The organism is Photobacterium damselae subsp. damselae (assembly GCF_038086725.1).
Classification (GTDB): domain Bacteria; phylum Pseudomonadota; class Gammaproteobacteria; order Enterobacterales; family Vibrionaceae; genus Photobacterium; species Photobacterium damselae.
This window is the reverse complement of record NZ_CP146970.1, coordinates 1-22241: the sequence shown is the minus strand read 5'-3', so window position 1 is coordinate 22241 and position 22241 is coordinate 1. Positions and strand designations below refer to the sequence as shown.

The window sequence follows — 22241 nt, the reverse complement described above, 5'->3', positions numbered from 1 at the left end:
TGGCGACCAGCGAGTAGAGTTCGTGGATGTTTTTTATTCATCCCAGCTCGCTTTTGACAAAAATATTGACCAATTTATTTTGATAGATATTGAAATGGTGAATATTTGACAAAATTTTGATGTGATTTGATGGATTGTTGATTAAACTGCCCGCTGTTTTATTGTAGCGTTTATGCTATTAACCTCAGTTTTCTCACGAAAGTGAGAGGGTCGAAAACACGGAATCTATTAATCATGGCTAACAATGTATCTAACGCATCGAACAAGTGGGTGCGCGCTGCAGTGATCTCAGTTATTGCTGCGATGACTATGACTGGTTGTTCAACAGTAAACCCATATACGGGTGAATCACAAACGGCTGACGCAACCAGTGGCTCAATTATTGGTGCTCTTGCAGGTGCAGCAATTGGTGTCGCTTCTTCAAGCAAACACGATCGTGGTAAAGGTGCATTGATTGGTGCTGCATCAGGTGCTGCTCTAGGTGGTGGTATCGGTTATTACATGGATGTGCAAGCGGCAAAACTTCGCAAGCAATTAGCATCTTCAGGTATTACTGTTACACGTAATGGCAATAACATTGTGTTAAACATGCCAAACGAAATTACATTCGGTGTGGATCAAACAACACTAAATCAGCGTGCAATGAATGCGCTACACAATGTTGCACTTGTTGCAAAAGAGTATAACAAGACTCAGCTAAACGTATACGGTTTCACCGATAGCACAGGCGCTGCATCTTACAACCAACGTCTATCTCAAGTACGTGCGGCAGAAGTAGGTAATTACTTAATTCGTCAAGGTGTTGCAGCAAACCGTGTGGTTTCTCAAGGTATGGGCGAAGCAAGCCCTATCGCAACAAACAGCACCGCTGCTGGTCGTGCGGAAAACCGTCGAGTACAGATCGTAATGAGTCCTCTTGGCTAATTGACGAGTTTATTGTGAGAAAAACCGCAGTTGTTAAGACTGCGGTTTTTTTTTGCCATAAACATGACCTTTACAGTCAACTATTGGCTTTGATATCATGCACGCTCCTTTGGGGAGTAGCCTCTAATCTAGTGTTGCAATAAGACTAGAGTAGACATTCATCAACATAATTGAAGCAAAATCTTCATGGTGAATGTGACTGTTTTGGGTTTGGCAAGACCATAGGTAAGACCGCATAAACCGGGGTGGGGAGTGCGAGTTTTGCTATTGGTTCTAATAATAATTCTCACCCCAAAGAGCCTGTCGTGAGTGTACTAGCAATATCTATAACAACGGTTGCCTTAGCTGAAATTGGTGATAAAACCCAATTACTCTCTTTAATGCTAGCTAGCCGTTATCGCAAACCTATTCCCATCATTTTAGCGATTTTTGCAGCAACCGTAGCAAATCATGCTTTAGCTGCCTGGTTTGGTGTTGTCGTTGCCGATTACTTAACGCCTCAAATTTTAAAATGGGTGCTAGTGATAAGTTTTATCGCTATGGCGCTCTGGATTTTGGTGCCTGATAAACTTGATGATGAAGAGACTCTGTCTAATCGAGGACCATTTATTGCCAGTTTTATTGCTTTTTTTGTGGCTGAGATTGGCGATAAAACTCAAGTCGCAACAACCATGCTTGGTGCAAAGTATCATGATGCCTTGATGTGGGTGGTTTTGGGTACAACGCTTGGCATGTTATTGGCTAATGTACCTGTAGTATTAATCGGTAAGCTGTCGGCGGATAAAATGCCACTTGGATTGATTCGTAAAGTAACTGCTGCCCTCTTTGTTGTTTTAGCGGTCGCTGCTGCATTGGGGATGTAGCTGTTTCACGTGGAACCGCATCCCTTAGTATAAAATGTGAACCAGTTAATGGAGCAATCAAAACATGCATGCTATGGTGAAGATGACATTGGTAAAGCAATCTTAGGAGGGCCTTATGACCCGCTTTCTTGCAATATCTCCACAGAGTCAGTTTTGGTTGTTTCACTTCGCATTAGCGTTAAATATCCTCGGTATGGTGCTGACTGATATGTGGCTACCTATGGTAGTGGGAGCCATTGTCACAACCTATTTATCCATTGATGCTTTGGTGCGGGTACGGTATGTGCTTCCAATGAAAAAAGAGATGCGTGAGTTGCGCCATGAGCTTGAACGATTACGGAAAGTTGAACAGCAGCATTATGATGAATAACAAAAAGGCAGCTTAAGGCTGCCTTTTGCTATTATGCGCTAACCCCTTTTTGAATAAGGTAGCGATACGGTAGATTTTCTGTATCAGCCGCAACTAAGGTGTGATCCATAAAACGACAAAAGCTCGGAATATCTCGAGTGGTTGATGGGTCATCAGCTAAGACTAATAGGGTTTCGCCATCAGCCATTTTTCTTACTGTTTTACGAACCATCATCACAGGTTCCGGACAGCGTAATCCTTGTGCTTCTAGGCAATGATTTGGGTTATCAAAAGTTGCAGTCATAATATTTTGTGCCTCTGTAGCTAAGGGCATCAATAATACTGATGGATAAGAATTAATCAATATCACTTGGCAAAGTGAGAAAAATCACGTAACGTAATTAACAAGTTGTTAACCTTTCTTCTAACGGACTAGGAGGTCAAGGATGCTGACTCAACGAGATAGATTAACCATTTATTGCCTGTTAGGGCTGATCACCTTTTGTACTATCGTTCTTCGTAGCCCACAAGATCTTAATATTTTTGCGCTTGGCGGGTTAATTGCTGCTGCTATTGGTTTGTGGTTTGAACTGGCAGACTCCGATATTGAGGAGGAAGAAGAGGAGTGGTAATACAATAATCAATATATCGTGTTTTTCTTATTATTTCCGCATAATAGAGGCTCAGACCACGACCCTATGAGCCGTTGCTATGGAATTAGAAGAAGTATATCGCCGCGATTTAAACCTATTGGTGGCATTAAAAGTCTTATTAGAAGAATCAAGTGTCAGCAAAGCGGCGGTACGCTTGAATCTAAGTCAATCAGCAATGAGCCGAGTATTGGGTCGATTGCGCCACTTACTCAATGATCCTCTTTTTACTCGTCAAGGACAGCACCTAATTCCCACCCAACGGGCGCTTGAACTTAATGAACAATTGCACGACCCTTTAGAATCTTTACGCATTTTATTAACGCCAAACGACTTTCAACCTGAATTGTGCGATCAGCGTTTTACCATTGCTACAACAGATTATGCGATGCAGACCATTTTGCCTTTTGCTTTACCACGTATCTATCAAGAAGCGCCTAATATTTCTTTAGAGTTTGCCCCTTTGCAACATGACCATCTATTAGAACAGCTAACAACAGATGGTTGTGATATGGCTATTTGTCGCCCAATTGGCTCCGTTGAACCTCTGAGTTCAGAACACTTAGGCTTAGTGAGTGTTTTCTGTTTGCTTAGCCGTCATCATCCGTTAGCTGATAAACCATTGACGCTATCAGATTACTTAACTTTCCCCCATGCTATGATCGCGATTAGTGATGGGGTAAAAGCGCTGGTAGACGATGCATTACGCGGACATCCCGAGCGTAAAATGGTATTGCGGGCGTATCATTTAGAAGCGGCGTTAGCGATAGTTGAAAGTATGCCATTAATTATTACCGTTCCGGCAGATTTAGCTTATTTGGTGGCGGAAAAGCACAACTTGGTGATTAAACCTCTCCCTTTTGATTTTAAGCCGTTTGATTATTCACTGATTTGGCATCCGCGTTGCGAGCATTCAGCTTCACAATTATGGCTGCGTAATCTCATTAAAGAAGAGTGCAGTCGCCTGATTGATACCCGCATTCACGATATGGGGTTAATGGAGTAAATAGAAAAGACAAAAGCCAGCAGAATAGTATTTCCCACTGGCTTTTGATAGTCACTCAGTTATTGGTGTTATAGCTTGATTACTTAGAGCTTAATAACAACTCGACCTGTGATTTGTCCGTTAGTAATAGCTTCAGCACATTCAGGTACTTGTTCTAAGGTTACTTCTCGACAAGCTTGTTCAAAGTAACTTGCAGGTAGTAATTCACCTAAACGTTGCCACGCTTGTTGACGCTTCTCAAATGGACACATTACAGAGTCTACGCCAAGAAGTTTTACGTTACGTAGAATAAATGGCATCACTGTTGTAGGTAGATCGAAACCGCCAGCTAGGCCACAAATGGCTACTGCGCCGTCATAGTTTACTTGTGATAATACTTTAGCCAACATAGTGCTGCCAACGGTATCAATCGCACCAGCCCATAGTTGTTTATCGAGTGGACGTACTGGCTCTGCGAATTCACTGCGTTCAATAACGCGGCTTGCACCAAGTTGTTTTAATAGTTCGCCGTTTTCAGCTACACGACCTGTTACTGCCACTACTTGATAACCTAACTGAGAAAGTAGAGTAACGGCAACAGAGCCTACGCCACCACTTGCGCCAGTTACGAGAACTTCACCATCTTGTGGTTTTACACCAGCATCGACTAGTGCTTGTACACACAACATAGCAGTGACACCTGCTGTGCCGATCATCATCGCTTGCTTGCCATCAAAGGCTTGTGGCATAGGAACCAGCCAATCTGCTTTTAAACGAGCCTTTTCTGCCATTCCGCCCCAGTGACCTTCACCGACACCCCAACCAGTCAATACCACTTTATCACCAGCTTGGTAGCGGTTGTCATTTGATTGCGAAACCGTGCCGACTAAATCGATGCCTGGAACCATTGGGAATTGACGAACAATACGGCCTTTGCCTGTGATCGCTAAACCATCTTTGTAGTTTAAGGATGAGTAATCAACGTCGATCAGCACATCACCTTCAGGAAGTTGTGATTCATCGAGTTGTTCAATGCTAACTAGGGTTTTTTTGTCTTCTTGATTGAGTACTAATGCCTTAAACATACTTGCTCCACATAATCAGTTAAGGGGCTGTTATTGACTCTAGTGTAGACGCAAATAATCTATGAAGAAAATGAAACTTACTCATTTATTCTATGATTCTTGTGCATAAATTAAGCGTAGTATAGAAGAGGGAGCCCATTTTAAGATTAATGGGCTCATGGTTATTTGCAGATGGTTATTACCGTTTGTTTTCCTGTGAGCTTAGACTCGTTCGAATACTGTTGCGATACCTTGGCCAAGACCGATACACATAGTCGCTAAGCCAAATTGAGCGCCTTGTTGTTCCATTAAGTTGATAAGCGTTGTTGAGATTCGTGTACCTGAACACCCTAATGGATGACCCAGAGCAATTGCTCCTCCATTTAGGTTGACCTTTTCGTCCATCATATCCAGCAAACCAAGCTCTTTAACACAAGGGAGAGACTGAGCGGCGAAGGCTTCATTAAGTTCAACAATATCAATATCTTTCATGGTTAATCCTGCTCGTTGCAATGCTTTCTGACTGGCTGGAACAGGGCCAAATCCCATGATGGAAGGATCGCATCCTGCAATAGCCATCGATTTGATACGAGCGCGAATCGACAAGCCGAGTTGGTTTGCTTTTTCTTCGCTCATAATCAGCATCGCACTGGCACCATCGGATAGGGCCGATGAGCTGCCTGCCGTTACCGTTCCATTAACGGGATCAAAAACAGGACGTAGTGCTGAAAGTGATTCGATTGTGGTTTCAGGGCGGATGACCTCATCTTGAGTTAGTTTAATTAAATTACCTTGGCTATCGTGGCCTAACGTGGGCAAGATCTCATGACAGAATCGACCTTCAATCGTGGCGGCATGAGCTCTTTGGTGAGATCGCGCAGCAAAGGCGTCTTGCATTTCCCGGCTTATTCCATACATTCGACCGAGCATTTCCGCTGTTAATCCCATCATACCAGCTGCTTTTGCTACGGTTTTACTTAATCCAGGATGAAAATCGACCCCATGATTCATTGGAACATGACCCATATGTTCAACGCCGCCAACCAAACAGATATCACCATCACCAACCATAATCGAGCGAGTAGCATCATGTAAGGCTTGCATTGAAGAGCCACAAAGGCGATTAACTGTGGTTGCACCAACCGTATGGGGGAGGTCTGCGAGTAGAGCTGCATTTCGGGCAATATTAAATCCTTGTTCTAGCGTCTGTTGCACGCAACCCCAATAGATATCTTCGATCTGTTCTGGTTGCAGTTGCGGATTACGCTCTAATAACCCAGACATTAAATGGGCTGAGAGATCTTCGGCACGGACATGACGAAAAGCGCCTTGTTTCGAGCGACCCATTGGAGTTCGAATGCAATCGACAATAACGACATTATTCATCATAAATCCCTCATCCTTGAGTGTGTAAATTCAGTGTGCTGCTTGGTTTTGGATAGTAGGTTTGTTGTTTTTTCGCCATCTCTTGCAAACTGCTAGGTACTGAGTAAAGAGCCCCCAGTTGCTGATATTGCTTGGTGAGGTGCCAGTAATTATCTAAGCCTAAGTTATCGAGGTAGCGGAAAACCCCTCCAATAAATGGAGGAAATCCTAAACCATAAATGAGCGCCATATCCCCATCGGCTGGATCGGCAATAATGTGCTGCTCTAGACACAGAACGACTTCATTGATCATTGGGATCATCATACGTTCCATGATCTGCTGATCGCTAAGATCGAGTGGTTGTTGGCAAAGAGAGTTGAGTAAATGAGTGACTTCGGGTGCTGGTATTTTCTTCGGTTTTCCTTTTTTATCTAATTGATAGTTATAGAATCCAGAACCATTTTTTTGTCCAAAACGTTTATTTTCAAACAGCACATCAATAGCATCTTTGTGTGCTTTAGCCATTCGATCTGGATACCCTTCGGCCATTACCGCTTGGGCATGATGGGCAGTATCAATACCGACAACATCTAATAAGTAAGCCGGACCCATAGGCCAACCAAATTGGCGCTCCATAATTTTATCAATACGCTGAAAATCAATGCCGTCATTAACCAATTGGCTAAAAGCGGCAAAGTAAGGAAACAGGACGCGGTTAACGAAAAATCCAGGGCAATCATTGACGACAACAGGCGTTTTCCCCATCTGTTTGGCATAGCTAACCACTTGCTGAATGGTCTGTTCTGAAGTGACCTTTCCACGAATAATTTCAACTAGAGGCATCTTATGTACTGGATTGAAGAAATGCATGCCACAAAATTGTTCTGGACGAGTTAATCCTTGCGCTAACAGATCAATCGGTATGGTTGAAGTATTAGATGTCAGTACGGTTGTGGCGGGAGTAGCTGCTTCAACTTCCTGTAATACTGCCATTTTAATTTTGGGATTTTCAACAACCGCTTCAACTATGATCTGAGGTGCCTGTTGTGGATAAGATAAGGTTGGGTTAATACGACCTAGAATTTGTGCCATCTTCAGCCCATCAATGCGGCCTCGCTCTAGGCGCTTATTGAGTAATTTTGCGGCTTCTGTCATCCCTAAATCTAGCGATGCTGGCGCAATATCTTTCATGGTAACTTGGATGCCCTTCACCGCAGACTGATAGGCAATACCTCCTCCCATAATACCTGCACCTAGCACCATGCTATGTTCAATTAAGCTACTTTCTTTAGTGGCTTTTTTGGCTGCTGCTTTAAGTTTTTGATCTCCTAAAAAGAGCCCAATTAATGCTTGAGCTTCACTGGATTTCGCTAGTTTTACAAAGTTTGTGCTCTCAATCTGCAGTGCTTCTGCTCGGCTGAGTTGCGCCGCATTTTCAATGGTTTTTACTGCCATCATAGGTGCGGGATAGTGGGGGCCTGCTAGCTTGGCAACCATGGCTTTTGCTGTGGTAAAGCTCATCAGTGCTTCGGTATGGTTTAACGCGAGTGGTTGCTGTTTTTGACTACGGCGAGGTTGCCAGTTAATCGTAGTATCAATGGCATTGTGCAGTAAATTGAGCGCCGATTGATGGAGATTTTCTGTATCCACAATAGCATCAAGGAGGCCCATTTTTAGCGCTTGAGATGCTGTTTGCTCTTTTCCTGTGGTGATGATTTCCATTGCGCTATCAGCACCAATTAAGCGAGGTAAACGCACGGTTCCCCCAAACCCTGGCATGATCCCCAATTTGGTTTCAGGTAGACCGATTTTTGTTGTTGGGGTGCCGATACGAAAATCACAAGCCAAAACACATTCACACCCACCACCTAATGCATAACCGGAGATGGCAGACACAGTAGGCACAGGGATATCTTCAAGCTTATTAAAAATACTGTTAGCGTAATTCAACCATTGCAACAGCTCTGGTTCTGATTGTGCAAAGAGGCCGAGAAATTCTGTGATATCAGCCCCAACAATAAAGCTGTCTTTGCTTGAGGTAAGTAAAAGACCTTTGAGATCGGGTTGTTGATATAGGGCGTTGAGGGCTTGGTTTAAGCTTTCTAATGTGGCGAGATCGAATTTATTGATAGAGCCTGAAGCATGTAAACACAGTTCAGCAATACCGGGTTCAATGTAGTCCACATAGAGGGTTTCACCTTGATAAATCATGTTCTATCTCCATGAAGCTCGATTTTTATCGAATCTTATTAACTGGTTTGACCTGTCCTAGGTTAAAAATTAGTCTGGACCCAAAATAAAACTATTTCAATACTATTTTTAAACATTTGTTTAACTTTTCTGGTTCATTGAGGTGATAAGAGTTGTTTAAAAATATGGTACTCTAGCCAGAGTTTGTTTTAGTTAGTGAGCAACGTTATGAATTCTGAGCCTTATTGGGTTCCAGCTGATGCGGTTGTATTTGAAGAAGAAATAAAAAAAAGTCGCTTTATTACCTATCTTGCCCATACGCCAAATATTGAAGCTGCCAAAGCTTTTGTTAACCATATAAAAGAGAAGCACCATGATGCTCGTCATAACTGTTGGGCTTTTGTTGCTGGCCGGCCAACCGATTCGATGAAGTGGGGCTTTAGTGATGATGGAGAACCATCGGGAACAGCAGGGAAACCTATCTTGGCTCAGCTTACCGGTTCTAATGTCGGTGAAATTACAGCTGTTGTGACTCGTTATTATGGCGGTATTCGATTAGGTACTGGTGGTCTAGTCAAAGCTTATGGTGGTGGTGTTCAGCAAGCACTTGCTCAACTGATAACGCAAGAGAAAGTCATGACGGCCATCGTCACCTTATGCTGTGATTATAATCAAGTTTCTTTGGTCGAATCCCTACTTAATGAGCACGGTGGTGTACAGTTAACTGCTGATTATCAAACCCAAGTTTCTATGACCTTAGAGCTTGATCAACGAGAAGTTTCAGCTTTTTGCGCTAAATTGGTTAATCGCAGTGGTGGACGTATTCAACCCGTCACCGCCGATTAATCTATTACTTATTGCTTAGGATGAGAGCCTTTAGGCTATGCAATTTCGTTCAATTATCCGTATTGTAGGGCTATTGCTCGCATTTTTTAGTGTCACCATGTTAGCTCCTGCGTTAGTCGCCTTAATTTATCGCGATGGTGCTGGTGTTCCTTTTATCGTGACCTTCTTTTTACTATTTGCTGGTGGAGCGGCGTTATGGTTTCCTAACCGACGTCATCGCCATGAATTAAAAGCGCGTGAAGGTTTTTTAATTGTTGTGCTTTTTTGGGTGGTTATTGGCAGTGCCGGCGCGGTGCCTTTTATTCTTTCTCATACTCCCGATCTTTCGGTTACCGACTCCTTTTTTGAATCCTTTTCTGCCCTAACAACAACAGGGGCAACGGTCATCGTTGGATTAGATACTTTACCTAAAGCGATTTTATTTTATCGTCAGTTTTTACAATGGTTTGGTGGAATGGGAATCATCGTTCTTGCTGTTGCCGTTCTTCCTGTTCTAGGGATCGGTGGTATGCAGTTATATCGAGCGGAAATTCCAGGGCCTGTAAAAGACAGCAAGATGACGCCGCGAATAGCAGAAACGGCGAAAACACTCTGGTTTATTTATTTAGCTTTAACCGTGAGTTGCGCCTTAGCCTTTTGGGTCGCAGGTATGACCCCATTTGATGCAATTGCTCATAGTTTTTCGACCATAGCTATCGGCGGTTTTTCTACTCACGATGCCAGTATGGGTTACTTTAATAGCCCAACAATTAATATGATTACCGTGGTTTTTCTATTGATATCAGCCTGTAATTTCTCGCTTCACTTTGCAGCCTTTGCTAATGGCGGGATTAGATTACGAACGTATTGGCGCGATCCTGAATTTAGAGCGTTTCTATTTATTCAATTGATGCTCTTTGTGATTTGTTTTGCCATCTTAGTTAATCACCATTCGTATGACTCTTATTATCAGGCAATGGATCAGGCGTTATTTCAAACGGTATCTATTTCGACCACGGCTGGCTTTACGACGACTGGATTTGCTGATTGGCCTCTATTTTTACCTGTGCTGCTTCTGTTCTCTTCTTTTATTGGCGGCTGTGCCGGTTCGACTGGCGGTGGAATGAAAGTGATTCGAATGCTGTTACTTTCCTTGCAAGGTGTGCGAGAGCTAAAACGTTTGATTCACCCAAGAGCGGTATACACCATTAAATTAGGTAAAAAAGCATTGCCGCAGCGGGTCGTTGATGCAGTGTGGGGATTCTTCTCTGCCTATGCTTTAGTCTTTGTCGTCTGTATGCTGGCATTAATCGCAACTGGGCTTGATGAGCTGACATCATTTTCAGCCGTTGCCGCCACATTAAATAATTTGGGACCAGGGCTTGGAGAGGTTGCAGTTCATTTTGGCGAGATTAATGATCCTGCTAAATGGATTTTGGTTGTTGCGATGCTATTTGGTCGTTTGGAAGTCTTTACGCTGTTGGTTTTGTTTACCCCGACATTCTGGCGTAATTAAGGAGTTATCATGAAGAAGAAGCTATTAATGCTTTATTCTAGTCGTGAAGGTCAGACGTTAAAAATCCTTCATTATATAGAGAAAGAGTTGGGGGATGGATTTCAGTGCGAAGTTCGAGATCTTCATGCTCAACCTAATGTTAATTGGTCTGAGTATGATCAGATCATTATCGGTGCTTCCATTCGCTATGGTCACTTTAATAAACTCCTGTATCAATTTATTGAACGTAACCAAGTTGAATTAAAAAGAGCGGGCGCCAGTTTTATCTGTGTGAATCTTACCGCACGTAAAGAAGGCAAAGATACACCACAAGGCAGTGCTTATGTTCGTAAGTTTCTGCAAAAGTCACCATGGCAGCCTGAACAGATTGCGGTTTTTGCTGGAGCTCTTCGTTATCCTCGTTATCGCTGGTTTGATCGGCTAATGATTCAATTGATTATGAAGATTACAGGAGGAGAAACCGATACGACGAAAGAAGTGGAATACACCAATTGGCAAAAAGTCAGTGAATTTGCGAGTGAAATTGCTGCAAAAAAAGGATAAAAACATCGTTTGGATGGAAACTTGAGCGAACGTTTTGTTTTTCATGAAAAAATCAATTTTTAAGCTTGCTTTGACGATCGATTTCTCTATAATGCCGCCTCACCAACGGGGAGCCGGCATTAGAAAGATGTGGCAATGAAACGTTGGAGCTAGTTCAAAAAGTTAATTGAAATAAGTGTTGACACTTAATTTAATTTGCGTAGAATTGGCAGCCTCTTTAGTAATCGAGTTTAGTGCTAAGTTATTGAAGATATTGTTCTTTAACAATTTGACCATGCAATCTGTGTGGGCACTCGTGAAATGATTTAGTCTAAAAGATTTAATCAATGAAACTGAGTGACCAAGTGATATTTCGGTATCAGCACAGTCAATTCATTCATCATTTATGATGAATTAACAGTATTCATTGAGCCGTATCATTAGATACAACAAAACTTTAATTGAAGAGTTTGATCATGGCTCAGATTGAACGCTGGCGGCAGGCCTAACACATGCAAGTCGAGCGGCAGCGACTTAACTGAACCTTCGGGGAACGTTAAGGGCGGCGAGCGGCGGACGGGTGAGTAATGCCTGGGAATATGCCCTGATGTGGGGGATAACTATTGGAAACGATAGCTAATACCGCATAATCTCTTCGGAGCAAAGAGGGGGACCTTCGGGCCTCTCGCGTCAGGATTAGCCCAGGTGGGATTAGCTTGTTGGTGAGGTAATGGCTCACCAAGGCAACGATCCCTAGCTGGTCTGAGAGGATGATCAGCCACACTGGAACTGAGACACGGTCCAGACTCCTACGGGAGGCAGCAGTGGGGAATATTGCACAATGGGGGAAACCCTGATGCAGCCATGCCGCGTGTGTGAAGAAGGCCTTCGGGTTGTAAAGCACTTTCAGTAGGGAGGAAGGTAGTGTAGTTAACACCTGCATTATTTGACGTTACCTACAGAAGAAGCACCGGCTAACTCCGTGCCAGCAGCCGCGGTAATACGGAGGGTGCGAGCGTTAATCGGAATTACTGGGCGTAAAGCGCATGCAGGCGGCCTGTTAAGTCAGATGTGAAAGCCCGGGGCTTAACCTCGGAATTGCATTTGAAACTGGCAGGCTAGAGTCTTGTAGAGGGGGGTAGAATTTCAGGTGTAGCGGTGAAATGCGTAGAGATCTGAAGGAATACCAGTGGCGAAGGCGGCCCCCTGGACAAAGACTGACGCTCAGATGCGAAAGCGTGGGGAGCAAACAGGATTAGATACCCTGGTAGTCCACGCCGTAAACGATGTCTACTTGGAGGTTGTGGCCTTGAGCCGTGGCTTTCGGAGCTAACGCGTTAAGTAGACCGCCTGGGGAGTACGGTCGCAAGATTAAAACTCAAATGAATTGACGGGGGCCCGCACAAGCGGTGGAGCATGTGGTTTAATTCGATGCAACGCGAAGAACCTTACCTACTCTTGACATCCAGAGAAGCTTGAAGAGATTCGAGTGTGCCTTCGGGAACTCTGAGACAGGTGCTGCATGGCTGTCGTCAGCTCGTGTTGTGAAATGTTGGGTTAAGTCCCGCAACGAGCGCAACCCTTATCCTTGTTTGCCAGCACTTCGGGTGGGAACTCCAGGGAGACTGCCGGTGATAAACCGGAGGAAGGTGGGGACGACGTCAAGTCATCATGGCCCTTACGAGTAGGGCTACACACGTGCTACAATGGCATATACAGAGGGCAGCAAGACCGCGAGGTGGAGCGAATCCCAGAAAGTATGTCGTAGTCCGGATCGGAGTCTGCAACTCGACTCCGTGAAGTCGGAATCGCTAGTAATCGTGGATCAGAATGCCACGGTGAATACGTTCCCGGGCCTTGTACACACCGCCCGTCACACCATGGGAGTGGGCTGCACCAGAAGTAGATAGCTTAACCTTCGGGAGGGCGTTTACCACGGTGTGGTTCATGACTGGGGTGAAGTCGTAACAAGGTAGCCCTAGGGGAACCTGGGGCTGGATCACCTCCTTACAAAAAAGACTGCGCTTTGCGTAGTGTCCACACAGATTGCTTGGTGAAATGGTTTTAGAAATAGCAAAAGTGCTAATGAATAACATAAGTTATTGATTAACGCTTTTGCGTTATGCTCTTTAACAATCTGGAAAGCTGACTAGTAAATTCAATCGAATGATTGATTTATTTTAAGTTTTTATCGAAAGATAAAAACGAGTTCTCAAAACAAACACATTCAAGTGTCTTGTGTAAGAGTCCGGCGAAAACATAAAAACCTTGGTTGTTGAGCCATACGAAACCTCTTGGGGTTGTATGGTTAAGTGACTAAGCGTACACGGTGGATGCCTGGGCAGTCAGAGGCGATGAAGGACGTACTAACTTGCGATAAGCGTAGATGAGGCAGTAAGAGCCACTTGAGTCTACGATTTCCGAATGGGGAAACCCAGCTGCATAAGCAGTTATCTCAATGTGAATTCATAGCATTGTGAGGCGAACCGGGGGAACTGAAACATCTAAGTACCCCGAGGAAGAGAAATCAACCGAGATTCCGGCAGTAGCGGCGAGCGAAACCGGATTAGCCCTTAAGCTAATCTTGCGTTAGGTGAACATGCTGGAAAGCATGGCAATAAAGGGTGATAGCCCCGTAACCAACAGCGCATTATCAGTGAAATCGAGTAGGACGGGACACGTGTTATCCTGTCTGAATATGGGGGGACCATCCTCCAAGGCTAAATACTCCTGACTGACCGATAGTGAACCAGTACCGTGAGGGAAAGGCGAAAAGTACCCCTGTGAGGGGAGTGAAATAGAACCTGAAACCGTGTACGTACAAGCAGTAGGAGCAGGCTTAGTCCTGTGACTGCGTACCTTTTGTATAATGGGTCAGCGACTTAATTTTAGTAGCAAGGTTAACCATCTAGGGGAGCCGTAGGGAAACCGAGTCTTAACTGGGCGTCATAGTTGCTAGGATTAGACCCGAAACCGAGTGATCTAGCCATGGGCAGGTTGAAGATTGAGTAACATCAATTGGAGGACCGAACCGACTAATGTTGAAAAATTAGCGGATGACTTGTGGCTAGGGGTGAAAGGCCAATCAAACTCGGAGATAGCTGGTTCTCCCCGAAAGCTATTTAGGTAGCGCCTCGGACGAATACTACTGGGGGTAGAGCACTGTTAAGGCTAGGGGGTCATCCCGACTTACCAACCCTTTGCAAACTCCGAATACCAGTAAGTACTATCCGGGAGACACACGGCGGGTGCTAACGTCCGTCGTGAAGAGGGAAACAACCCAGACCGCCAGCTAAGGTCCCAAAGTTATAGCTAAGTGGGAAACGATGTGGGAAGGCTCAGACAGCCAGGATGTTGGCTTAGAAGCAGCCATCATTTAAAGAAAGCGTAATAGCTCACTGGTCGAGTCGGCCTGCGCGGAAGATTTAACGGGGCTAAGCTATACACCGAAGCTGCGGCAATGTGCTTATGCACATTGGGTAGGGGAGCGTTCTGTAAGCCGTTGAAGGTGCATTGTAAAGTGTGCTGGAGGTATCAGAAGTGCGAATGCTGACATGAGTAACGACAAAGGGAGTGAAAAACTCCCTCGCCGGAAGACCAAGGGTTCCTGTCCAACGTTAATCGGGGCAGGGTGAGTCGACCCCTAAGGCGAGGCCGAAAGGCGTAGTCGATGGGAAACGGGTTAATATTCCCGTACTTCTTACTATTGCGATGGGGGGACGGAGAAGGCTAGGTGAGCCTGGCGACGGTTGTCCAGGTCCAAGTACGTAGGTGGATGAATTAGGCAAATCCGGTTCATCATTAACACTGAGATACGATGTCGAGCTACTACGGTAGCGAAGTCATTGATGCCATGCTTCCGGGAAAAGCCTCTAAGCTTCAGATAGTAAGAAATCGTACCCCAAACCGACACAGGTGGTCGGGTAGAGAATACCAAGGCGCTTGAGAGAACTCGGGTGAAGGAACTAGGCAAAATGGTACCGTAACTTCGGGAGAAGGTACGCTCTTAACGGTGAAGTCCCTCGCGGATGGAGCTGTCGAGAGTCGCAGATACCAGGTGGCTGCAACTGTTTATTAAAAACACAGCACTGTGCAAAATCGAAAGATGACGTATACGGTGTGACGCCTGCCCGGTGCCGGAAGGTTAATTGATGGGGTTAGACGTAAGTCGAAGCTCTTGATCGAAGCCCCGGTAAACGGCGGCCGTAACTATAACGGTCCTAAGGTAGCGAAATTCCTTGTCGGGTAAGTTCCGACCTGCACGAATGGCGTAATGATGGCCACGCTGTCTCCACCCGAGACTCAGTGAAATTGAAATCGCTGTGAAGATGCAGCGTACCCGCGGCTAGACGGAAAGACCCCGTGAACCTTTACTACAGCTTGGCACTGAACATTGACCCTACATGTGTAGGATAGGTGGGAGACTTTGAAACGCAGACGCCAGTTTGCGTGGAGTCGTCCTTGAAATACCACCCTTGTAGTGTTGATGTTCTAACTTGGCCCCATCATCTGGGGTGAGGACAGTGCCTGGTGGGTAGTTTGACTGGGGCGGTCTCCTCCCAAAGAGTAACGGAGGAGCACGAAGGTGGGCTAATCACGGTCGGACATCGTGAGGTTAGTGCAATGGCATAAGCCCGCTTAACTGCGAGAATGACGGTTCGAGCAGGTGCGAAAGCAGGTCATAGTGATCCGGTGGTTCTGTATGGAAGGGCCATCGCTCAACGGATAAAAGGTACTCCGGGGATAACAGGCTGATACCGCCCAAGAGTTCATATCGACGGCGGTGTTTGGCACCTCGATGTCGGCTCATCACATCCTGGGGCTGAAGTCGGTCCCAAGGGTATGGCTGTTCGCCATTTAAAGTGGTACGCGAGCTGGGTTTAGAACGTCGTGAGACAGTTCGGTCCCTATCTGCCGTGGGCGTTGGATGATTGAGAGGGGCTGCTCCTAGTACGAGAGGACCGGAGTGGACGAACCTCTGGTGTTCGGGTTGTGTCGCCAGACGCATTGCCCGGTAGCTAAGTTCGGAATCGATAACCGCTGAAAGCATCTAAGCGGGAAGCGAGCCTCAAGATGAGTCATCCCTGATACTTTAAGTATCCTAAAGGGTTGTTGGAGACTACGACGTAGATAGGCAGGGTGTGTAAGCGCTGTGAGGCGTTGAGCTAACCTGTACTAATTGCCCGTGAGGCTTAACCATACAACACCCAAGGGGTTTTATCGGACTCCACAAACACTTGAATGTAAGTTTGAGACGCGAGAATCGAGTGATCGAGTATCGCGATAGTCAGTTTTTAAGATTGTAACGTTAGGAGTCTCGTATCGAGAAATCTCGACACTCGTAACGAAAAAGAATTTGCTTGGCGACCTTAGCGCTGTGGTCCCACCTGAATCCATGCCGAACTCAGAAGTGAAACGCAGCAGCGCCGATGGTAGTGTGGGGTCTCCCCATGTGAGAGTAGGACATCGCCAAGCGCCCATTTTGAAAGCCCGCTTTGCTGAGCGGGCTTTTATTTCGCTCCCACTGATTGGAATGTGAGCGACGTCAATATAAGGTTTTTACTTTTTAATCACTTGGTGAAAAAGTTGAAAATTTTATCTTGACTGAATATCAGAAAAGCGTATTATACGCCACCTGACTTGCTGAAGCATAAAACGCTAAGGCATTGAATAGTCAACGTTCTTTAACAATTTGACCATGCAATCTGTGTGGGCACTCGTGAAATGATTTAGTCTAAAAGATTTAATCAATGAAACTGAGTGACCAAATTGATACTTCGGTATCAGCACAGTCAATTCATTCATCATTTATGATGAATTAACAGTATTCATTGAGCCGTATCGTTAGATACAACAAAACTTTAATTGAAGAGTTTGATCATGGCTCAGATTGAACGCTGGCGGCAGGCCTAACACATGCAAGTCGAGCGGCAGCGACTTAACTGAACCTTCGGGGAACGTTAAGGGCGGCGAGCGGCGGACGGGTGAGTAATGCCTGGGAATATGCCCTGATGTGGGGGATAACTATTGGAAACGATAGCTAATACCGCATAATCTCTTCGGAGCAAAGAGGGGGACCTTCGGGCCTCTCGCGTCAGGATTAGCCCAGGTGGGATTAGCTTGTTGGTGAGGTAATGGCTCACCAAGGCAACGATCCCTAGCTGGTCTGAGAGGATGATCAGCCACACTGGAACTGAGACACGGTCCAGACTCCTACGGGAGGCAGCAGTGGGGAATATTGCACAATGGGGGAAACCCTGATGCAGCCATGCCGCGTGTGTGAAGAAGGCCTTCGGGTTGTAAAGCACTTTCAGTAGGGAGGAAGGTAGTGCAGTTAACACCTGCATTATTTGACGTTACCTACAGAAGAAGCACCGGCTAACTCCGTGCCAGCAGCCGCGGTAATACGGAGGGTGCGAGCGTTAATCGGAATTACTGGGCGTAAAGCGCATGCAGGCGGCCTGTTAAGTCAGATGTGAAAGCCCGGGGCTTAACCTCGGAATTGCATTTGAAACTGGCAGGCTAGAGTCTTGTAGAGGGGGGTAGAATTTCAGGTGTAGCGGTGAAATGCGTAGAGATCTGAAGGAATACCAGTGGCGAAGGCGGCCCCCTGGACAAAGACTGACGCTCAGATGCGAAAGCGTGGGGAGCAAACAGGATTAGATACCCTGGTAGTCCACGCCGTAAACGATGTCTACTTGGAGGTTGTGGCCTTGAGCCGTGGCTTTCGGAGCTAACGCGTTAAGTAGACCGCCTGGGGAGTACGGTCGCAAGATTAAAACTCAAATGAATTGACGGGGGCCCGCACAAGCGGTGGAGCATGTGGTTTAATTCGATGCAACGCGAAGAACCTTACCTACTCTTGACATCCAGAGAAACTTGAAGAGATTCGAGTGTGCCTTCGGGAACTCTGAGACAGGTGCTGCATGGCTGTCGTCAGCTCGTGTTGTGAAATGTTGGGTTAAGTCCCGCAACGAGCGCAACCCTTATCCTTGTTTGCCAGCACTTCGGGTGGGAACTCCAGGGAGACTGCCGGTGATAAACCGGAGGAAGGTGGGGACGACGTCAAGTCATCATGGCCCTTACGAGTAGGGCTACACACGTGCTACAATGGCATATACAGAGGGCAGCAAGACCGCGAGGTGGAGCGAATCCCAGAAAGTATGTCGTAGTCCGGATCGGAGTCTGCAACTCGACTCCGTGAAGTCGGAATCGCTAGTAATCGTGGATCAGAATGCCACGGTGAATACGTTCCCGGGCCTTGTACACACCGCCCGTCACACCATGGGAGTGGGCTGCACCAGAAGTAGATAGCTTAACCTTCGGGAGGGCGTTTACCACGGTGTGGTTCATGACTGGGGTGAAGTCGTAACAAGGTAGCCCTAGGGGAACCTGGGGCTGGATCACCTCCTTACAAAAAAGACTGCGCTTTGCGTAGTGTCCACACAGATTGCTTGGTTAATAGTAAAAGACATAGTGTCCCGTTCGTCTAGAGGCCTAGGACACCGCCCTTTCACGGCGGTAACAGGGGTTCGACTCCCCTACGGGACGCCACTTTGGGGTTATAGCTCAGCTGGGAGAGCGCCTGCCTTGCACGCAGGAGGTCTGCGGTTCGATCCCGCATAGCTCCACCACTTCTTAAGCACACTAATTAGTGTTTTTAAGAAGTGGTTCGAAAGAAACACAATGCTCTTTAACAATCTGGAAAGCTGACTAGTAAATTCAATCGAATGATTGATTTATTTTAAGTTTTTATCGAAAGATAAAAACGAGTTCTCAAAACAAACACATTCAAGTGTCTTGTGTAAGAGTCCGGCGAAAACATAAAAACCTTGGTTGTTGAGCCATACGAAACCTCTTGGGGTTGTATGGTTAAGTGACTAAGCGTACACGGTGGATGCCTGGGCAGTCAGAGGCGATGAAGGACGTACTAACTTGCGATAAGCGTAGATGAGGCAGTAAGAGCCACTTGAGTCTACGATTTCCGAATGGGGAAACCCAGCTGCATAAGCAGTTATCTCAATGTGAATTCATAGCATTGTGAGGCGAACCGGGGGAACTGAAACATCTAAGTACCCCGAGGAAGAGAAATCAACCGAGATTCCGGCAGTAGCGGCGAGCGAAACCGGATTAGCCCTTAAGCTAATCTTGCGTTAGGTGAACATGTTGGAAAGCATGGCAATAAAGGGTGATAGCCCCGTAACCAACAGCGCTTTATCAGTGAAATCGAGTAGGACGGGACACGTGTTATCCTGTCTGAATATGGGGGGACCATCCTCCAAGGCTAAATACTCCTGACTGACCGATAGTGAACCAGTACCGTGAGGGAAAGGCGAAAAGTACCCCTGTGAGGGGAGTGAAATAGAACCTGAAACCGTGTACGTACAAGCAGTAGGAGCAGGCTTGTCCTGTGACTGCGTACCTTTTGTATAATGGGTCAGCGACTTAATTTTAGTAGCAAGGTTAACCATCTAGGGGAGCCGTAGGGAAACCGAGTCTTAACTGGGCGTCATAGTTGCTAGGATTAGACCCGAAACCGAGTGATCTAGCCATGGGCAGGTTGAAGATTGAGTAACATCAATTGGAGGACCGAACCGACTAATGTTGAAAAATTAGCGGATGACTTGTGGCTAGGGGTGAAAGGCCAATCAAACTCGGAGATAGCTGGTTCTCCCCGAAAGCTATTTAGGTAGCGCCTCGGACGAATACTACTGGGGGTAGAGCACTGTTAAGGCTAGGGGGTCATCCCGACTTACCAACCCTTTGCAAACTCCGAATACCAGTAAGTACTATCCGGGAGACACACGGCGGGTGCTAACGTCCGTCGTGAAGAGGGAAACAACCCAGACCGCCAGCTAAGGTCCCAAAGTTATAGCTAAGTGGGAAACGATGTGGGAAGGCTCAGACAGCCAGGATGTTGGCTTAGAAGCAGCCATCATTTAAAGAAAGCGTAATAGCTCACTGGTCGAGTCGGCCTGCGCGGAAGATTTAACGGGGCTAAGCTATACACCGAAGCTGCGGCAATGTGCTTTGCACATTGGGTAGGGGAGCGTTCTGTAAGCCGTTGAAGGTGTGTTGTAAAGCATGCTGGAGGTATCAGAAGTGCGAATGCTGACATGAGTAACGACAAAGGGAGTGAAAAACTCCCTCGCCGGAAGACCAAGGGTTCCTGTCCAACGTTAATCGGGGCAGGGTGAGTCGACCCCTAAGGCGAGGCCGAAAGGCGTAGTCGATGGGAAACGGGTTAATATTCCCGTACTTCTTACTATTGCGATGGGGGGACGGAGAAGGCTAGGTGAGCCTGGCGACGGTTGTCCAGGTCCAAGTACGTAGGTGGATGAATTAGGCAAATCCGGTTCATCATTAACACTGAGATACGATGTCGAGCTACTACGGTAGCGAAGTCATTGATGCCATGCTTCCGGGAAAAGCCTCTAAGCTTCAGATAGTAAGAAATCGTACCCCAAACCGACACAGGTGGTCGGGTAGAGAATACCAAGGCGCTTGAGAGAACTCGGGTGAAGGAACTAGGCAAAATGGTACCGTAACTTCGGGAGAAGGTACGCTCTTAACGGTGAAGTCCCTCGCGGATGGAGCTGTCGAGAGTCGCAGATACCAGGTGGCTGCAACTGTTTATTAAAAACACAGCACTGTGCAAAATCGAAAGATGACGTATACGGTGTGACGCCTGCCCGGTGCCGGAAGGTTAATTGATGGGGTTAGACGTAAGTCGAAGCTCTTGATCGAAGCCCCGGTAAACGGCGGCCGTAACTATAACGGTCCTAAGGTAGCGAAATTCCTTGTCGGGTAAGTTCCGACCTGCACGAATGGCGTAATGATGGCCACGCTGTCTCCACCCGAGACTCAGTGAAATTGAAATCGCTGTGAAGATGCAGCGTACCCGCGGCTAGACGGAAAGACCCCGTGAACCTTTACTACAGCTTGGCACTGAACATTGACCCTACATGTGTAGGATAGGTGGGAGACTTTGAAACGCAGACGCCAGTTTGCGTGGAGTCGTCCTTGAAATACCACCCTTGTAGTGTTGATGTTCTAACTTGGCCCCATCATCTGGGGTGAGGACAGTGCCTGGTGGGTAGTTTGACTGGGGCGGTCTCCTCCCAAAGAGTAACGGAGGAGCACGAAGGTGGGCTAATCACGGTCGGACATCGTGAGGTTAGTGCAATGGCATAAGCCCGCTTAACTGCGAGAATGACGGTTCGAGCAGGTGCGAAAGCAGGTCATAGTGATCCGGTGGTTCTGTATGGAAGGGCCATCGCTCAACGGATAAAAGGTACTCCGGGGATAACAGGCTGATACCGCCCAAGAGTTCATATCGACGGCGGTGTTTGGCACCTCGATGTCGGCTCATCACATCCTGGGGCTGAAGTCGGTCCCAAGGGTATGGCTGTTCGCCATTTAAAGTGGTACGCGAGCTGGGTTTAGAACGTCGTGAGACAGTTCGGTCCCTATCTGCCGTGGGCGTTGGATGATTGAGAGGGGCTGCTCCTAGTACGAGAGGACCGGAGTGGACGAACCTCTGGTGTTCGGGTTGTGTCGCCAGACGCATTGCCCGGTAGCTAAGTTCGGAATCGATAACCGCTGAAAGCATCTAAGCGGGAAGCGAGCCTCAAGATGAGTCATCCCTGATACTTTAAGTATCCTAAAGGGTTGTTGGAGACTACGACGTAGATAGGCAGGGTGTGTAAGCGCTGTGAGGCGTTGAGCTAACCTGTACTAATTGCCCGTGAGGCTTAACCATACAACACCCAAGGGGTTTTATCGGACTCCACAAACACTTGAATGTAAGTTTGAGAACCAGTTAACTTTCCCAGATTGCTATTTCAAGCGCTGCTTGAAATAAACGAATTTGCTTGGCGACCTTAGCGCTGTGGTCCCACCTGAATCCATGCCGAACTCAGAAGTGAAACGCAGCAGCGCCGATGGTAGTGTGGGGTCTCCCCATGTGAGAGTAGGACATCGCCGG

General features: G+C 46.6%; 12 protein-coding genes, 2 tRNA genes, 6 rRNA genes and 1 riboswitch. Of the genes, 16 read left to right on the top strand and 4 right to left on the bottom strand.

Annotation, left to right across the window (positions count from 1 at the left end; all coding sequences use genetic code 11):
* Positions 1-234 precede the first annotated feature (234 nt).
* The 3 genes from WAX86_RS00100 to WAX86_RS00090 all read left to right on the top strand — a co-directional run bounded on the left by WAX86_RS00100 (position 235) and on the right by WAX86_RS00090 (position 2157).
* Positions 235-924, top strand: a complete 690-nt coding sequence (locus WAX86_RS00100) for an OmpA family lipoprotein (RefSeq protein ID WP_005302299.1) — start codon at positions 235-237, stop codon at positions 922-924.
* A 106-nt stretch (positions 925-1030) separates the two neighbouring features.
* Positions 1031-1203, top strand: a riboswitch (yybP-ykoY riboswitch).
* Positions 1204-1229: 26 nt separating this feature from the next.
* On the top strand, positions 1230-1787 hold the full coding sequence (locus WAX86_RS00095; protein ID WP_341488969.1) for a TMEM165/GDT1 family protein: 558 nt from the start codon (positions 1230-1232) through the stop codon (positions 1785-1787).
* Positions 1788-1902: 115 nt separating this feature from the next.
* Positions 1903-2157: a hypothetical protein gene (locus WAX86_RS00090; protein WP_036764623.1), complete on the top strand. Its 255-nt coding sequence runs from the start codon at positions 1903-1905 to the stop codon at positions 2155-2157.
* A 31-nt stretch (positions 2158-2188) separates the two neighbouring features.
* On the opposite strand, the gene tusA is transcribed toward WAX86_RS00090, so the two are convergent.
* Positions 2189-2440 (bottom strand): sulfurtransferase TusA, encoded by a 252-nt coding sequence (gene tusA / locus WAX86_RS00085; protein ID WP_036765206.1) that lies wholly within the window; start codon positions 2438-2440, stop codon positions 2189-2191.
* Positions 2441-2582: 142 nt separating this feature from the next.
* On the opposite strand from tusA, the gene WAX86_RS00080 reads away from it, so the two are divergent.
* Positions 2583-2768, top strand: a complete 186-nt coding sequence (locus tag WAX86_RS00080; RefSeq protein ID WP_065170985.1) for a hypothetical protein — start codon at positions 2583-2585, stop codon at positions 2766-2768.
* 79 nt (positions 2769-2847) lie between these two features.
* On the top strand, positions 2848-3792 hold the full coding sequence (locus tag WAX86_RS00075) for a LysR family transcriptional regulator (protein WP_005302308.1): 945 nt from the start codon (positions 2848-2850) through the stop codon (positions 3790-3792).
* Between the two features lie 83 nt (positions 3793-3875).
* Here the strand turns inward: WAX86_RS00075 and WAX86_RS00070 are convergent, their stop codons facing one another.
* The 3 genes from WAX86_RS00070 to fadB form a co-directional block, all read right to left on the bottom strand.
* Positions 3876-4856, bottom strand: coding sequence for an MDR family oxidoreductase (locus tag WAX86_RS00070; protein ID WP_065170984.1), 981 nt, complete (start codon positions 4854-4856; stop codon positions 3876-3878).
* A 201-nt stretch (positions 4857-5057) separates the two neighbouring features.
* Positions 5058-6221, bottom strand: a complete 1164-nt coding sequence (fadA, locus tag WAX86_RS00065; protein WP_036765207.1) for an acetyl-CoA C-acyltransferase FadA — start codon at positions 6219-6221, stop codon at positions 5058-5060.
* A gap of 10 nt (positions 6222-6231) precedes the next feature.
* Complete coding sequence (fadB, locus tag WAX86_RS00060) at positions 6232-8412, bottom strand: fatty acid oxidation complex subunit alpha FadB (protein ID WP_341488968.1); 2181 nt, start codon at positions 8410-8412, stop codon at positions 6232-6234.
* 207 nt (positions 8413-8619) lie between these two features.
* Between fadB and WAX86_RS00055 the strand changes: the two genes are divergently transcribed.
* From WAX86_RS00055 to rrf (WAX86_RS00005), 11 genes are all read left to right on the top strand, one after another.
* Positions 8620-9237 carry a YigZ family protein gene (locus tag WAX86_RS00055; RefSeq protein ID WP_086367708.1) on the top strand — a complete coding sequence of 206 codons (618 nt, stop codon included), beginning with the start codon at positions 8620-8622 and terminating at the stop codon, positions 9235-9237.
* A 37-nt stretch (positions 9238-9274) separates the two neighbouring features.
* Positions 9275-10732 (top strand): TrkH family potassium uptake protein, encoded by a 1458-nt coding sequence (locus WAX86_RS00050; RefSeq protein ID WP_068968461.1) that lies wholly within the window; start codon positions 9275-9277, stop codon positions 10730-10732.
* Positions 10733-10741: 9 nt separating this feature from the next.
* Positions 10742-11275, top strand: coding sequence for a menaquinone-dependent protoporphyrinogen IX dehydrogenase (gene hemG / locus WAX86_RS00045; RefSeq protein WP_065170981.1), 534 nt, complete (start codon positions 10742-10744; stop codon positions 11273-11275).
* A gap of 437 nt (positions 11276-11712) precedes the next feature.
* Positions 11713-13264, top strand: a 16S ribosomal RNA gene (locus tag WAX86_RS00040).
* 296 nt (positions 13265-13560) lie between these two features.
* Positions 13561-16454: ribosomal RNA gene (locus WAX86_RS00035) — 23S ribosomal RNA — on the top strand.
* Positions 16455-16613: 159 nt separating this feature from the next.
* A 5S ribosomal RNA gene (gene rrf / locus WAX86_RS00030) occupies positions 16614-16729 on the top strand.
* Positions 16730-17116: 387 nt separating this feature from the next.
* Positions 17117-18668, top strand: a 16S ribosomal RNA gene (locus tag WAX86_RS00025).
* Positions 18669-18732: 64 nt separating this feature from the next.
* Positions 18733-18808, top strand: a tRNA-Glu gene (locus WAX86_RS00020).
* A 4-nt stretch (positions 18809-18812) separates the two neighbouring features.
* Positions 18813-18888 (top strand) — tRNA-Ala (locus tag WAX86_RS00015).
* Positions 18889-19124: 236 nt separating this feature from the next.
* Positions 19125-22016: ribosomal RNA gene (locus WAX86_RS00010) — 23S ribosomal RNA — on the top strand.
* Between the two features lie 111 nt (positions 22017-22127).
* Positions 22128-22241 (top strand): 5S ribosomal RNA (gene rrf, locus WAX86_RS00005).
* The 16S, 23S and 5S rRNA genes sit together here with 2 tRNA genes alongside, the layout of an rRNA operon.